The sequence below is a fragment of the Vibrio rotiferianus genome (genome assembly GCF_002214395.1).
Classification (GTDB): Bacteria; Pseudomonadota; Gammaproteobacteria; order Enterobacterales; family Vibrionaceae; genus Vibrio; species Vibrio rotiferianus.
Genome location: NZ_CP018311.1, coordinates 1,526,469 through 1,541,015 on the forward strand (window position 1 = coordinate 1,526,469; position 14,547 = coordinate 1,541,015).

The window sequence follows — 14,547 nt, forward strand, 5'->3', positions numbered from 1 at the left end:
GAAAACTGATAATACTAAGCGGTTAAGCTAGAACTTCTTTTGCTGTATTCACTACATTTTCTACAGTGAAACCAAACATTTCGAACAATTGGTCTGCTGGCGCAGATTCACCGAATGTTGTCATACCGATGATGCGACCTTCGAAGCCAACGTACTTGTACCAGAAGTCTGCAATACCTGCTTCTACAGCAACACGTGCAGTCACGTCTGAAGGCAGTACAGATTCACGGTAAGCCGCGTCTTGCTTGTCGAAAGTATCAGTAGCTGGCATTGAAACCACGCGTACTTTCTTACCTTCAGCGGTTAGTTGTTCTGCCGCTTTCACAGCTAGCTCAACTTCTGAACCAGTCGCGATTAGGATTAGCTCAGGCTTACCATCGCTGTCTTTCAGGATGTAACCACCTTTTGCGATGTCTGCAACTTGTTCAGCAGTACGCTCTTGTTGTGCTAGGTTTTGACGAGAGAAGATAAGTGCTGATGGACCATCTTTACGTTCAATTGCTAGTTTCCAAGCTACCGCAGACTCAACTTGGTCACATGGACGCCATGTGCTCATGTTTGGAGTCAGACGTAGAGACGCGATTTGCTCAACTGGTTGGTGAGTTGGACCATCTTCGCCAAGACCGATAGAGTCGTGCGTGTAAACTTGGATGTTCTGAACTTTCATCAGAGCAGCCATACGCATTGCGTTACGTGCGTATTCCATGAACATTAGGAATGTCGCGCCGTAAGGAACGAAACCACCGTGTAGTGCGATACCGTTCATGATCGCTGTCATACCGAATTCACGTACACCGTAGTGGATGTAGTTACCAGAGAAGTCGTTCGCTTCTAGAGACTTAGAGCCAGACCACATAGTCAGGTTAGAAGGCGCTAGGTCAGCTGAGCCGCCCATGAACTCTGGAAGCATTTGACCAAACGCTTCTAGTGCGTTTTGAGATGCTTTACGTGATGCGATGTTCGCTGGGTTTGCTTGAAGGTCAGCAATGATTTGGTTTGCTTTCTCTTCCCACTGTGCAGGTAGGTCACCGTTTACGCGGCGTTTGAATTCAGCTGCCAGCTCAGGGTGCGCTGCTTCATAAGCTGCAAATTTCTCGTCCCACGCTGCTTCCTTAGCTGCGCCTGCTTCTTTCGCTGACCATTCTGCGTAGACTTCCTGCGGAATTTCAAAAGGACCGTGCTCCCAACCTAGTTCTTTACGTGTTGCTGCAATTTCTTCAGCACCTAGTGGCGCACCGTGACAGTCGTGTGAACCAGATTTGTTTGGAGAACCAAAACCGATGATAGTCTTAGTACAAATAAGAGTAGGGCGTGGATCTGCTTTTGCCGCTTCGATTGCAGCGTTGATTGCTTCTGCATCGTGACCATCTACAGCAGGGATTACGTGCCAGCCATACGATTCAAAACGCTTAGGTGTATCGTCAGAGAACCAACCTTCAACGTGACCGTCGATAGAGATGCCGTTGTCATCCCAGAATGCGATCAGTTTACCAAGGCCTAGTGTACCAGCAAGAGAACATGCCTCGTGCGAGATACCTTCCATCAGACAGCCGTCACCCATGAACACGTAAGTGAAGTGGTCAACGATGTCGTGGCCTTCTTTGTTGAACTGAGCCGCTAGTGCTTTCTCAGCCATTGCCATACCAACAGCGTTAGTGATGCCTTGACCTAGAGGGCCTGTTGTTGTCTCGATACCAGGTGCGTAACCGTACTCTGGGTGACCAGGAGTCTTAGAGTGAAGCTGACGGAAGTTCTTCAGATCGTCGATAGATAGCTCGTAGCCTGCAAGGTGCAGTAGAGAGTAGATAAGCATAGAGCCGTGGCCGTTAGACAGTACGAAACGGTCGCGGTCAGCCCACTCTGGGTTTGATGGGTTGTGGTTTAGGTGAGAGCGCCAAAGAACTTCAGCGATGTCAGCCATACCCATAGGTGCACCTGGGTGACCAGAGTTAGCTTGTTGAACACCGTCCATGCTTAGTGCACGGATTGCATTAGCTAGATATTTACGATCCATAGTATTTACTTCTCGATATTTGATTTAAATAGAGGGAACTCGTCGAAACCAGTTCAAATAGAATTTTTTGAGTAAAACGCTGATGCTAAAAGCGAGTAGACTGGCTACTCGCTTTTGGTAAGCAATTAAAGCTTAGCTTCGATCATTGCTTCTAGTTTACCTTGGTCAACAGCGAAGTTACGGATACCTTCAGCCAGTTTCTCAACAGCCATTGCATCTTGGTTGTGATCCCATAGGAATTCAGCGTGAGTCATTGCTGCTGGACGCTCTTTCGCGCCTTTAGAATCAACCAGTTTCTCAACAACTTCGCCTTCCGCTGCTTCTAGCTCTGCAAGTAGAGCAGGAGCGATAGTTAGACGGTCACAACCTGCAAGTTCTAGGATCTCGCCGATGTTACGGAAGCTTGCTCCCATAACTACTGTGTTGTAGCCGTATTCTTTGTAGTAGTTGTAGATTGTTGTAACTGATAGTACGCCTGGATCTTCTTGAGCTTCGAAGTCACGACCTTCTTTCGCTTTGTACCAGTCCATGATGCGACCAACGAATGGAGAAATTAGGAATACGCCAGCTTCAGCACAAGCACGAGCCTGAGCGAATGAGAATAGAAGCGTTAGGTTACAGTTGATGCCTTCTTTTTCTAGGATCTCAGCTGCGCGGATACCTTCCCAAGTTGAAGCTAATTTAATAAGGATACGGTCGTTAGTGATGCCTGCATCGTTGTACATTTTCACTAATTGACGTGCTTTCGCTACGCTGCCTTCCATGTCGTAAGATAGACGAGCATCTACTTCAGTAGAGATACGACCTGGGATTGTTTTTAGGATTTCTTTACCGATGTTTACAGCAAGCATGTCACAAGTGTCTTGAACTTGCTGTGCTTTGTCGCTGCTTTGCGCTTTTGCGTATTCGATAGAAGCGTCGATTAGAGGTGCGTACTCTTCGATTTGAGCTGCTTTTAGGATAAGAGATGGGTTCGTTGTTGCATCTTCTGGTTGGTATTTTTTGATAGCGTCAATTTCACCAGTGTCTGCTACTACTGTTGTTAGTTTACGAAGTTGCTCTAACTTGTTGCTCATAATCGATCATCCTATATAAATGGGCTTAAGTGTGGTTTTGATAACCACGACTTGTGCATTTGCAAGCGTGTCGGCTAATCGTCTCATCATAATTAACGAGACATCTTCTCAGCCAACTACGGAAAATTTCGGCACCGAACATTTGCTATGAGCATTTGATCGGTAGCTGAGTAAATGATGAATCCATATTTATCTTATCTAGTGCGAATGTCAATCGTCGAAACTGACTTTAAGTGAACTTCATCAACGTTTTTTTACTGTTCGTTCAGACTGTAATCCAAATAAACGTTTGCCCTTATTGCTCAAGGCTTGAGCGCCAACAAAAAACATCAAAACATAGCGTGAGAAAATGTCATTGCACTGAGCAAATGTAGCGGTTAAATTGAAAAGGAACATATGCTAAGTCAATGAGCGGATGCTCACTAATGCATACAATGTCGATCCTCTAAAAGGGCGAGAAAAACCATGAGCAGTTCAAACCAAGATATTTCTATTGAAAGCACGGACTTATTAACGGAGATTTCCGTTGCCTACTATCAAGATGGTGCTACACAGGAAGAGATATCTAGAAAGTTTTCCATATCACGAGCCAAAGTTGGGCGAATGCTTAAACAAGCTCGTGATGAAGGCATTGTTGAAATTACCGTAAAGTACCACCCAGTGTTCAGCGCCAAGATAGAGCAGCGTCTCATCGAACGCTTTGGTGTGAAACGAGCGTTGGTGGCATTAGATCAACCCAACGAGGAAGCACAACGCTTACAAGTTTCTGGGTTGGTTTCTAACTACCTCACTAGCACCCTAAAAAACGGCATGGTGGTAACTGTTGGGCAAGGGCGTAACGTGTCTTCTGTAGCTCACCACATTGGTGTTATTACGCCGCGCGATTGTAAGTTTGTATGCGGTATCGGCGGGATTCACCCTCGTGGCGGTATGTTCAACGCGGACCACATTTGCCGACAATTCGCCAAGAAATACGGCGGCACATCAGAAACCCTATACGCGCCTGCCTATGCTGAAAACCGAGAGCAGAAGGTCGCCTTTATGCAAAACGCTACCGTTAAGCAGACTCTAGACTTGGCGCGCAAAGCGGATGTCGCTCTTGTTGGTATCGGCGACATGAGTGAAAACAGCTACATGGTTGACCTTGGCTGGTTCACACCAGACGAAGTGGTTCAATCTCGTTTGATGCAAGGCGTTGTCGGCGATTTTGCTGGTTACGACTTCTTTGATATCCACGGTAGCGTAGCGAACACAGTGATGAGTGACCGAGTAATCGGCTTAGGTATTGAAGAGTTTAGGCCTATTGCAGAAGTAATTGCGATTGCGGCCGAAAACAGTAAGCCATTGGCGTTATTAGGCGCTTTAAGAACCGGAGCCATCGACGTGATTGCAACCAGCGTAAGTAACGCTCTAACGGTCCTGAACTTGGACGAGCAAATGCATGACAACAGTACATCAGAGATTTAGCACAAATAATATGCAACTTATGTAATCCGGCTGCGAGGATTTATAAATGACTCGCAGCCTGATTTCGTTTCCAAGTTAAAAATAATCCTCAGGAGTAGTTTGTAGTTAATTACTCTGGAGGAAACTATGAAAAAGACACTTCTCGCAGCTGCGCTATTTACGGGGTTAACAGGCATGGCGCAAGCCGAGCAAAAAGTCGTGGCAGGCTATTTTGCTGACTGGCAGTACGCTAACGCAGATAACCCATATACGGTAAAAGACATTCCAGCTGACAACCTGACTCATATTATCTACGCGTTTTTGAGTATGTGTGGTCCTCATACTGGCGCGTCAGAAACCATACAAAAACTGGTCGCAAAACAGTGTGAAGGTAAAGAACCGTATAGCGCGATTCTGGTTGATACCGAGGCGGCACTAGAAAAAGACTTTGGTCCTGTTTCTGTTGATGTGCCATATAAAGGGCACTTCGCTCAACTCGCCGAGCTTAAGAAGCAACATCCTGATCTAAAAATTCTCCCTTCTTTTGGTGGCTGGACCATGTCAGAGCCTTTCCACGCGATGGCTAAAAACCAGCAAGCAATGGATCAGTTCTCTAAAACGGCTGTCGAGTTGATTGCAAAGTACGATTTCTTTGATGGTATAGATTTGGATTGGGAATACCCAGGTGGCGGCGGCTTAACGACTTCGCCTTGGAATCCAGATACCAAGCTTACGGATGAGCAGAAAGCTTTAGAGCGCGACGCTTTCACTTACCTCGTTAAAACCATGCGTGGTGATCTAGATGCGCTAGCGAAAAAGACCAAGCGCGAGTATGAGCTTTCAACAGCGGTGGGTGTCGGTCCAAAAGCCGCGGGCATTGACTGGAAAGCCGCCCAGCCTTACTTGACCAATATGTTTGCCATGACGTATGACTTCCTTGGTGCTTGGGGGCAACAAACAGGGCATACCACTAACTTGCATGCGACTGACCGCAGTTGGTGGGGCATGGGCGCTGACGTGTTCATTAATCAAATGATTGAGCTGGGTATTCCGAGCGAAAAATTGGTGATTGGCGCTGCGTTTTATGGTCGCGGTTGGCAAGGAACTAAAGATTTCTCTGGTGACCTACCAACGCAAGACCTAGTTTCTGAACAAGGCGCACAGTTTGGTACTGGTGAGAATGGCTACTTCATGTTCTGGGACCTTATGAAGAACTACAGCGCAAAACAAGGTTACCAATATAAGTACGATGAACAGTCTCAAGCCCCTTACTTATGGAATCCAGACAAGAAAGTGTTCATCTCATTTGAAGATAAACGTTCTATCAAAGCCAAAGCAGATTGGGCGAAGCAAACTAATCTTGGCGGTATCTTTACGTGGGAGTTATCAGGTGACCCGAAAGGCGAGCTTGTTGAAGTAATGTATAAGGAAATGCAAAACTAGCGCAGTACTTAAAGCCGAGCAGAAGCCGCCTATATGGTGGCTTCTTTTGTTTTTTGGTTTTGCATTACATAGCTCTCTAACTCATCAATTGGTATTGGTTTTGAAAAAAGATACCCTTGATATAAATCGCATCCACATTGGGTTAGTTTTTCTTGCTGTTTTAAGGTTTCGACGCCTTCGGCGAGTACAGTCATACCAAAGTTTTTGCCAATATCGATGATGTTTTTTGCCATGTTGAGGGCTTTCTCGTCAGTTTCAATGTTGTCGATGAAGCTTTTGTCAATTTTCAGCTCATCAATTGGCAAGGCTTTAAGCATACTCAAAGAGGAGTAACCTGTACCAAAGTCGTCAAGCGATATTTGGAAACCCATCAGGTGTAATTGCTGACAGATTGGTGAAAACTTATCTAGATCTTCAATAAATAAGTTTTCTGTAATCTCAAGCGTTATAACGTGACTAGATACATTGTGAGCATTAAGTGTTGATACTAGGTGTTCAATAAAGTCTCTTTGTAGAAATTGTTTGACCGATATATTTACCGATATGCGAATTGGTTGCTCTACATTTGTGTATAAGCTGGCGATATCTTCGATGCTTTTTTCTAGAATCAGTCTGCCTAATCTAACCATTAACCCAGAGCTTTCGGCAACTGGGATAAACTCATTTGGTGGTACAAAGCCTAATTCATGGTCAATCCAGCGCACTAACGCTTCTGCTCCATACACTTTACCTTGTTTACAAAGTTGTGGTTGGTAAGCCATAAAGATATCTCGATGCTCAACCGCAATACGTAGGCGCTGCTCAATTCTCATTTTTCTTAGGTGTTGAGCCTGCATCTCTTCATTAAAAAGGCAGTATGCGTTTCTTTCTTGCTTCGCTTTGTACATGGCAATATCGGAAGAAAGCAATAGAGCGTCTAAATCTTTACCGTGCTCAGGATAGTGAGAAACGCCGATGCTGCAACTCAACAAGAATTGGTTGTCTGTAATGGCATAAGGTTGCGATAAAGTCATAATTAATTCGCGAGCAAATTGTTTCAATTGCTCTTCATCTATCGCTTTGGTCAAAATAATGAACTCATCACTGGCCTCTCGAACGATTAGGCGCCTGTGAGAGTCAAAATGTTTGAGTCGTCTGGCTATTTGCTTCAAAACAAGATCGCCAAACTCATGGCCATGCGTATCGTTAACTGATTTGAAGTTGTCCATATCAACAAATAAGAGAGCAAATGGCTCGGCTTTGCCGTCTGTCCATTTGTGAATATTGTCCCTCAAGTACTCTCTATTAGGCAGGGCTGTTAATGTGTCGTGAGTCGCCTGAAAATAGAGTTGTTGTCTAGTCGCCAGTTCATTGCTAGCAATGGACTTAACCAGCGCATAGAAGCCCGCTTGAATAAAGATGAAAACTAAGAAATATAGCGAAAATTGCTCTAGAAATGTGCTTTGAATATAACTCAGGCTAGTAGACGAAATTGCCCATAAAGAGTAGTCCGGGAGATATTTTAGTGTAATGAGCTTGTCTACTTTTGGATGGGAGCTAACGATATTGTATGTCTTATTAGATGTTCTTACTTGCTCCGGGGTTAAGCCTAGCTCCTCTTCAAATAAAGATTTTAGAATTTTTTGGTTCGAGGTCGTTACTGGTTGTTGATAATTTCTGTAAGAAGCTCCAGATGAAGAAGTAAACATGAGGTAGCTGTCCTCACGTATTAGGCTCACTTGATTATGCTGATGGGCATGAACATCACTTCGAAAAACCAGTGTGGAGTTCATTTTTAATCCTGCCGTCATGACGGCAAGTGTATTACCTCTGCTATCTCGAATGGCTTTTCTTATTGGAATAACCATAGAGTCAAGTGCTGGCATAAAGTAGGTTCTGCCAAGAATCATTCTATCGGAGCCTAAAGCTTCAATAAATGTATCTCTTGTTACAGGATCTTGCTTAAGGTTATGTAGTTTGGATAGGTTTAAGTTTGAACTAACCGCAAGAAAGTCACCATTGGGGTTTGCCAAGCCGAACCCTGCGATTACAGGGTGAATATTCAATAAGTTGTCTAATATTGGGCGAATTTGAAGTGCTGCTGTGCGAGTAAAATCATTTTGGTTAACAAGCTGGTACCCAACAACTTCAAGTAATGATTCTTGCCCTTTTAAAAGCGATTCAACAGAGTTGGAAAAAAGTTCAAGCTGGAGCAGTTGCTTGTCTTTGTACTTGTTTAAATTTGATTCGTAATGATAATGGCCAAATAAAAGGAATAATCCGATACTGGCTGCTAGCAGTATTAGGTAAAGAGTCCAAATATTTTTCTTAATTCCAGCCATACATTACTTCTTAGTTATCTTATTCGCATTTAATTGGTAGTGAGGAGTCTGCGCCCCATTCTGTCCAAGACCCATCGTATATGGAGAGGTTACGAAACTCTATTTCGTGAGCAGCAAGCAATAGAATGCATGCAGTTACGCCAGACCCACAACTGAACACCAGTGGCTTATCAGCATCTAAATCTAAATCCGCATATGCATCTCTAAGATCTTCAAGCGGTTTAAAAGCCCCATTATTGAGTAGGCGACCAAACGGCAAATTTATTGAATGTGGTATGTGACCACTACGTAAACCTTCTCTTGGTTCGGGCACTTCCCCATAAAAACGAGCTTTAGATCGCGCGTCTAGAATATTGGCAGATTGCTCTGTTGAAAATTTGAGTACCTCTGCAGCGGAGATAAATGCAGATGCGTTGTTTTTGGCCAGAAAACTTCCACCATCTTGCGGTTCATTAAGTTTTTCAACGGTTTCAAACCCTGCTTCAATCCAAGCGGGTAAACCTCCGTTCAACACTAATACATTTTTTGCCCCCATCGCGGATAACATCCACCATGCTCGAGGTGACGCGAGTGTTCCTGAGTTGTCATAAACAACGATACAATCGCTGTTATTTAGCCCTAGCGCTCGAGCTTTTTTTTGAAATACCGTTACGCTGGGCATCATATGAGGTAGGTCTGAATCGGGTGCACAAAAGTCATGGTCGTAATCAAATCGTATTGAGCCAGCTATCCATTGGTCGGTTATTTTTGGTGCTTCTGAAGGTATCTGGAATGTGATGCTCGCATCTAGGAGTTTTACCGATCTGGTTTCCATTAACTCTTTAAGTTGTATTGCTGAAATCAGATTACTCATTTTGTGAACCTATCTTTTTTACGGGGCAGTGAGATTATATGAATGTATTCGTAACTATTCGTATCGGCAGCTTAGAAACTTGAAATGCGTAGCAGAAATTAGTGTAGACGTTACTTCGAATGAGGCATTGGCACCTACAGGGCAGTCTGAGGATGGTGGTACAGATACTCTTTGCTGACCATATTGTTCGGATCGCACAACTAAGTATCGCCTGTGACCGTCGAGAGATTGCGTCAAAGTATTACTTTCTACCGTCATCGTTACTATACTTTGCTCACTTTCTGACTTGCTAAGCAGTAAAAACACTAGCAATACAACGGTCAATGCCAGAAACGAACAAATGTATACCTTTGCGTTATCCATTTACGTCCTTGCCTTTTTTAACACCTCTTTGTTTTACAATAAAAAAAGCACACTATCAAAGAGATAATGCGCTCCAGTTCAATATTTGAACAATTTAAAGTACCCAGTTTGTTTCTTCTTTAGTAATGACTTTCTGTAGTGGTTGAGTTTGGTCGAGCAACCAAATTTCTACTAATAACTGTCCTTGGCTATCTGATGTTGAATACCTAAGTTTGGTGGCTCCTTGGTTGAGTGAAGCAGATGCAATAACACTGTTGTAGTCTGCTATATAGCGGTCTGAACCATCACTCTTAAAGTTTGTGTAGATAGTTAAATGAGCTCTTTTAGTCGAATAGTTGCTAATGTCTACGCTTAACGCCCCCTTAACCACTGGGCTATAGTCAAATCCATCAGGCACTTCAAGTTCGTGCATTGTAGGTGCCTTCACAGGAGTTGGCGTAGTCGGTGGTGTTGAGCTACCACCACTGTCACCGCCGCCACATGCCGCAAGTAATAGGATAGTATTTAGAGCAAAATAACGTTTCATATTACGGCCTCCTATGGCGTATAACATTTGCTTGCTTGAGGGAGTTGATGCCAACTTGTTGATTGGGTTCCTCCTGATTCTGCATAACCTGCAAATGAGGGGTAGGCTTCAACAAGATCGACGGTTTCTAGAGGCCATTGCCAGTTTTCTACAATGAGTAGTGCCCAGGGGAGGTTGTTGGCTGTTTTAAAGTAGGTACCTGTAGAAGGGTTGCTAGCATCTACGCCAATGCCGAACAAGTTGTTTCCATCAAACTTTTCTGTAGGGCTTTGATCGGCGAGGTGCACTTCCCACTTACGCCCAGGCTGAAAAGTAATCCCATCGCCGTGATATGTGTTTGGTGTTGCGAATATGAAAGGGTCATACGGCATAGCCTGCAGGCTACTGGTATCCACATCGTCATTTAGGTAGATATCTAAAGTGAACGAGAATGTTGTATTATCGTTGCATCCTTCTTGTGTTCGGAAGAACTTACAACTGGATGAAGCATAGTCACTTAAGTTTTCGTGAATAATAAAAATTGCTTCACTGGCGTCATTTTCCAAACCGTTACTGTCTTGAATAACGTCATTGTAAGAGAGCGTTGAGATGGATGAGTTAATATCACTTCTAGATATTCCTGGCAGTCGAAACGCAAAACCGTTGCTATAACTTGCGCCATATGCAGCCAAATCCCCAACAATCTTAATGTTTTTTACTTCGCCGCTTAAACTGGTTTCCTTGATATTAAATTTCATAACGAGATCATTCATATCGTAGTCTGCGGTATACGGCCAGTTATCTTCATAAGCAACAGTCGCGTAGCCACTTGCACTTGGAAAATGCTGAATAGAGTAACCGTTATTGGTAATCGTAATGGGATGATCTTCTACCTCGCCAGATGTCGAACCTCCATCGTAGTTGAGCCCAGTTTGTTGGCTAAAGCGGAAACGGCTCCAACTGTTACCAGCAGTGGCGGTCATGGATACAGTAAATGGCAAGACATTGTTGCCTGGTGATAGAAGCTGGTCAGTGAATACATGTTCGTTTTCATCATCAAAGTCACCATCACGATTCCAATCGAACCAAGCGTTCAAATAACCGGAAGTTGACGCGTTCACTGTCACTACAGATCCGACGCCTGGATCAAGAGCGAAGACAAAACCCACACCATCTTCATCTGCAATGCCGACCTTGTTATCGCCTGAAGGTGCGACTTGACCATCAGCGTCGCCGTCTGGCGCTAAAGGGCCCAACCAAGTTACGCCGTCTACTTCGTGGCGGGGGCCATTCGAAGCAAGCGTTGTACTGTAACTATCGGGAGCATCGCCAAAATCAATGGGGTCATCTTCATCAATAATAGGGGCATTCGCGCAACGCGCACCATCATTTTTGTTTGAGCTTGGACCGTTAGAGACAAACTCAACAGCAGGGACAATACCTGCAGCAATGTTGGCTGAGTTATCTGAAGATAAGTCGATGCGGTAGATCTTACCGTCTTGGTTCCGTGAAACATAGTAGTTGCCGTTCACATCGAAGTAACCAGCGCCAAATGTGCCTGTTTCGCCGGTATCACCAATAGCTGTTGCGTTACCGTTGCTAGGATTGAACTCATACAGGACACCTGAATTATTATCAATGCCGTAAAGTGAGCCATCGCCTGGGTGAAAAGCAAAGTCTGTTAGGGTAACACTAGCCGTTGATGTGATTTTTTCGACGCTTAGCGTTGCGTTTGGATCCGAGTCAAGCGGGGAGAGATCGATAGAGAATAAGCCTTTACCTTTGCGATACAAGTAGTAAACGTGATTGTAGACGTCTCCGACAAAGAAGGTATGGTCTGTAGGCAAACCCGAAACGTTCAGTGTTTCAGCTTGAAAGTCTTTACCCAGTCGAACGATTTTCTTATTTGTCGTATCGTAGCCATAAATGTAACGGTCAGTAAAGTCAAAACCCACACCGTTAATGCCCGAAGCTAACCCCGTGTCGTCCTCTAAAAGAGTCGTTGAGCCTGTCACTAAGTTGACGCCATAGATTTGAACTGGAGCTGATTGGAAAAGATACGCCTTGCTTGGACATGTATCAAACGGAGCGGCTTGTGCGTATGCACTCGCCAGTAGCGGCCCGAGTAATAGTGACATCTTTTTCATAATTCACCCTCTCATTGGTTTGTGATATATGCAATGAAAGGAATGTGCCATATTTTAAAGCTTTGATTTTTAAAGAATTGATTTTGAAGTGAGAAGGGGTTTTATTTATGATTGTCAAAATGAGAAAAAGCCCAACTCGGTGTTGGGCTTTTTGGGAGTGATTTGAAGTGTATACCCAAGCATCTTGGGGGGACTTGGGTATAGAACTAACCGCAAACCGGACAGGTTGGCATTTTCATCAGATTCATTTCTCGCCAAGACATGCTGAGCGCATCCAAAATCAGGATTTTACCTTTCTTTGGTTGCCCGTAGTTAGCAATCACTTTAATCGTTTCCATCGCTTGAACTGCACCGACAATACCGACAACAGGCGCCATTACTCCAGCTTCAACGCAACTTAGTGCACCGCTGCCAAACAAGGCACTCAGGCACTGATAACATGGTTGCGCTGGGTCATCGTAAGTAAACACGCTTACTTGTCCCTCCATGCGAATGGCCGCACCTGAAATTAGCGGTGTTTTGGTCTCAAAACACAAGCGGTTAAGTTGATTACGCGTATCTACGTTATCTGATGCATCAACAACAATTGTGTGCTGCTCGATCAAGCCTTTTAGCTCTGTATCATCAAGACGCTTTGCGATGGTATCTACAATGATGTGCGGGTTAAGTTCGCGTAGTGCATCTGCCGCCGATTCTACCTTCTTACGGCCAACATCCGCATCGTGATGCAGCACTTGGCGCTGAAGGTTAGACAACTCGACGATATCATCATCAATCAGCGTTATTTTACCGACACCGGCAGTGGCCAAATATTGGCTTGATGCGCAGCCTAAACCGCCAGCACCTAGCATCAACACTGACGCTTGTTTGAGTGCTTCTTGCCCATCAAAGTCAAATTGACGAAGAATGATTTGGCGGTTGTAACGCAGCATTTCCTGATCGGAAAGAATATCCACAACGATTTCCTAGTAAAGGGTTGAGTTGAATAGTTGAATCTGAACCGTTTCGCCCACTTCAACTCGGCCGCGTTCGCGTTCCAATACAACAAAACAGTTCGCTAGGCTCATTGAGCGGAATGCGCCAGAGCTTTGGTTGCCCGTTGTTTCAACCACAAACTTGCCATCTTCTAATGTGTAGATACCACGTTGGTAATCGGTACGCCCCGGTGCTTTCTTAAAGGCGGTTTTGGTTGTTGCAGGAATAGACTCAGGTGCTTTCCATTCAGTGTGACCTGAAAGTTTTGCCAGCATCGGTTGAACAAGCACGTACATGGTGAGCACGGCAGAAACAGGGTTACCCGGCAGACCACAGAACCAAGCTGTACTTAGCTTACCAAATGCGAAAGGTTTACCCGGCTTGATTGCTAGCTTCCAGAAGCCAATTTCACCAAGCTCTTCAAGAATGTCTTTAGTGTAATCCGCTTCGCCTACACTGACACCGCCTGAGGTCACGACCACATCTGCCAATGTTTGCGCTTGTTCAAAGGTTGCTTTTAGAGTTTCTGGGCAATCTGGAATGATGCCAAGATCAACGGCTTCACAACCGAAGTTCTCAATAAGCGGTTTAATACCGTAACGGTTGCTGTCGTAGATTTGGCCTTCGTCTAGTGATTCGCCCAGTGGTTTAAGCTCATCACCTGTAGAGAAGAAAGCAACTTTTGGCTTACGTACTACAGTCACATGGCTTACACCAAGAGACGCAATCATCGGAATATCGCGAGGTGTTAAACGTGCGCCTTTTGCCAGTACGATGTCACCTTGTTTGATGTCGTCACCTGTTGGGCGGATGTTGTTTTGCGGTTTCACGTCAGTTTGGTTGAACTGAATGCCAGCATCCGTTACTTCTGTGTTTTCTTGCATGATAACGGCATCACAACCCTGTGGGATTTTTGCGCCAGTCATGATGCGAACACAGGTACCTTGAGGCCATTCACCTTCAAAAGGTTGTCCTGCAAATGATTTACCTGCCAGAGGCAAAACAGAAGATGACTCAAGATCTTGAATGCGAATAGCGTAGCCATCCATTGCTGAGTTATCGAATGGCGGTACGTGAATAGGAGACAAGATGTCTTCTGCCAGTACAAAGCCAAGAGCATCAGCAAGTGGAAGAGAAAGCGTAGTTTGGATAGGTTTGATTCGCGATAGCATTTTATCCATCGCTTCTTCAATTGGCATCAAGCCAGGTGCGTCGCAGCAGCCCATTGAGAAAATCCTGTGTTCTTTTGTTTTGTGGCAACTTTACCATAAAAAGGGGACTGAGTAGGGTCTGTTAATCTTTCATGGTTAAATTTTGTTCGGATGGGGGCGCCTAGTCAAAATCGTTTTAGGCGAGGCAAGGAGTGTGTAGCCTAGTCATTCTAAGCAAATACTCCTTAACAAA

At 44.6% G+C, this 14,547-nt stretch carries 10 protein-coding genes; 2 read left to right on the plus strand and 8 right to left on the minus strand.

From position 1 onward, the window contains the following. Positions 1-22: 22 nt before the first annotated feature. Both tkt and tal read right to left on the minus strand, forming a co-directional pair. On the minus strand, positions 23-2,014 hold the full coding sequence (gene tkt, locus BSZ04_RS07190) for a transketolase (RefSeq protein ID WP_010452553.1): 1,992 nt from the start codon (positions 2,012-2,014) through the stop codon (positions 23-25). A 125-nt stretch (positions 2,015-2,139) separates the two neighbouring features. Beyond that, positions 2,140-3,090 carry a transaldolase gene (tal, locus tag BSZ04_RS07195; RefSeq protein WP_010452552.1) on the minus strand — a complete coding sequence of 317 codons (951 nt, stop codon included), beginning with the start codon at positions 3,088-3,090 and terminating at the stop codon, positions 2,140-2,142. Between the two features lie 465 nt (positions 3,091-3,555). Between tal and BSZ04_RS07210 the strand changes: the two genes are divergently transcribed. Together BSZ04_RS07210 and BSZ04_RS07215 are read left to right on the plus strand one after the other, a co-directional pair. After that, positions 3,556-4,557 carry a sugar-binding transcriptional regulator gene (locus tag BSZ04_RS07210; RefSeq protein WP_010452549.1) on the plus strand — a complete coding sequence of 334 codons (1,002 nt, stop codon included), beginning with the start codon at positions 3,556-3,558 and terminating at the stop codon, positions 4,555-4,557. Between the two features lie 126 nt (positions 4,558-4,683). Continuing rightward, a complete protein-coding gene (locus tag BSZ04_RS07215) occupies positions 4,684-5,979 on the plus strand; it encodes a glycoside hydrolase family 18 protein (protein ID WP_088879997.1) in 1,296 nt (431 codons plus the stop codon). 29 nt (positions 5,980-6,008) lie between these two features. Here the strand turns inward: BSZ04_RS07215 and BSZ04_RS07220 are convergent, their stop codons facing one another. From BSZ04_RS07220 to moeA, 6 genes are all read right to left on the minus strand, one after another. Further along, positions 6,009-8,300 (minus strand): bifunctional diguanylate cyclase/phosphodiesterase, encoded by a 2,292-nt coding sequence (locus BSZ04_RS07220; RefSeq protein WP_088879998.1) that lies wholly within the window; start codon positions 8,298-8,300, stop codon positions 6,009-6,011. A 19-nt stretch (positions 8,301-8,319) separates the two neighbouring features. Beyond that, positions 8,320-9,153 (minus strand): sulfurtransferase, encoded by an 834-nt coding sequence (locus BSZ04_RS07225; RefSeq protein WP_088879999.1) that lies wholly within the window; start codon positions 9,151-9,153, stop codon positions 8,320-8,322. Positions 9,154-9,610: 457 nt separating this feature from the next. Continuing rightward, positions 9,611-10,042 (minus strand): hypothetical protein, encoded by a 432-nt coding sequence (locus BSZ04_RS07235; RefSeq protein ID WP_088880000.1) that lies wholly within the window; start codon positions 10,040-10,042, stop codon positions 9,611-9,613. A gap of 11 nt (positions 10,043-10,053) precedes the next feature. Then, complete coding sequence (locus BSZ04_RS07240) at positions 10,054-12,168, minus strand: LruC domain-containing protein (protein ID WP_088880001.1); 2,115 nt, start codon at positions 12,166-12,168, stop codon at positions 10,054-10,056. A gap of 206 nt (positions 12,169-12,374) precedes the next feature. Continuing rightward, complete coding sequence (gene moeB / locus BSZ04_RS07245; RefSeq protein WP_088880002.1) at positions 12,375-13,124, minus strand: molybdopterin-synthase adenylyltransferase MoeB; 750 nt, start codon at positions 13,122-13,124, stop codon at positions 12,375-12,377. A 9-nt stretch (positions 13,125-13,133) separates the two neighbouring features. After that, positions 13,134-14,369: a molybdopterin molybdotransferase MoeA gene (gene moeA / locus BSZ04_RS07250; protein ID WP_071236492.1), complete on the minus strand. Its 1,236-nt coding sequence runs from the start codon at positions 14,367-14,369 to the stop codon at positions 13,134-13,136. Between the last annotated feature and the right edge of the window lie 178 nt (positions 14,370-14,547).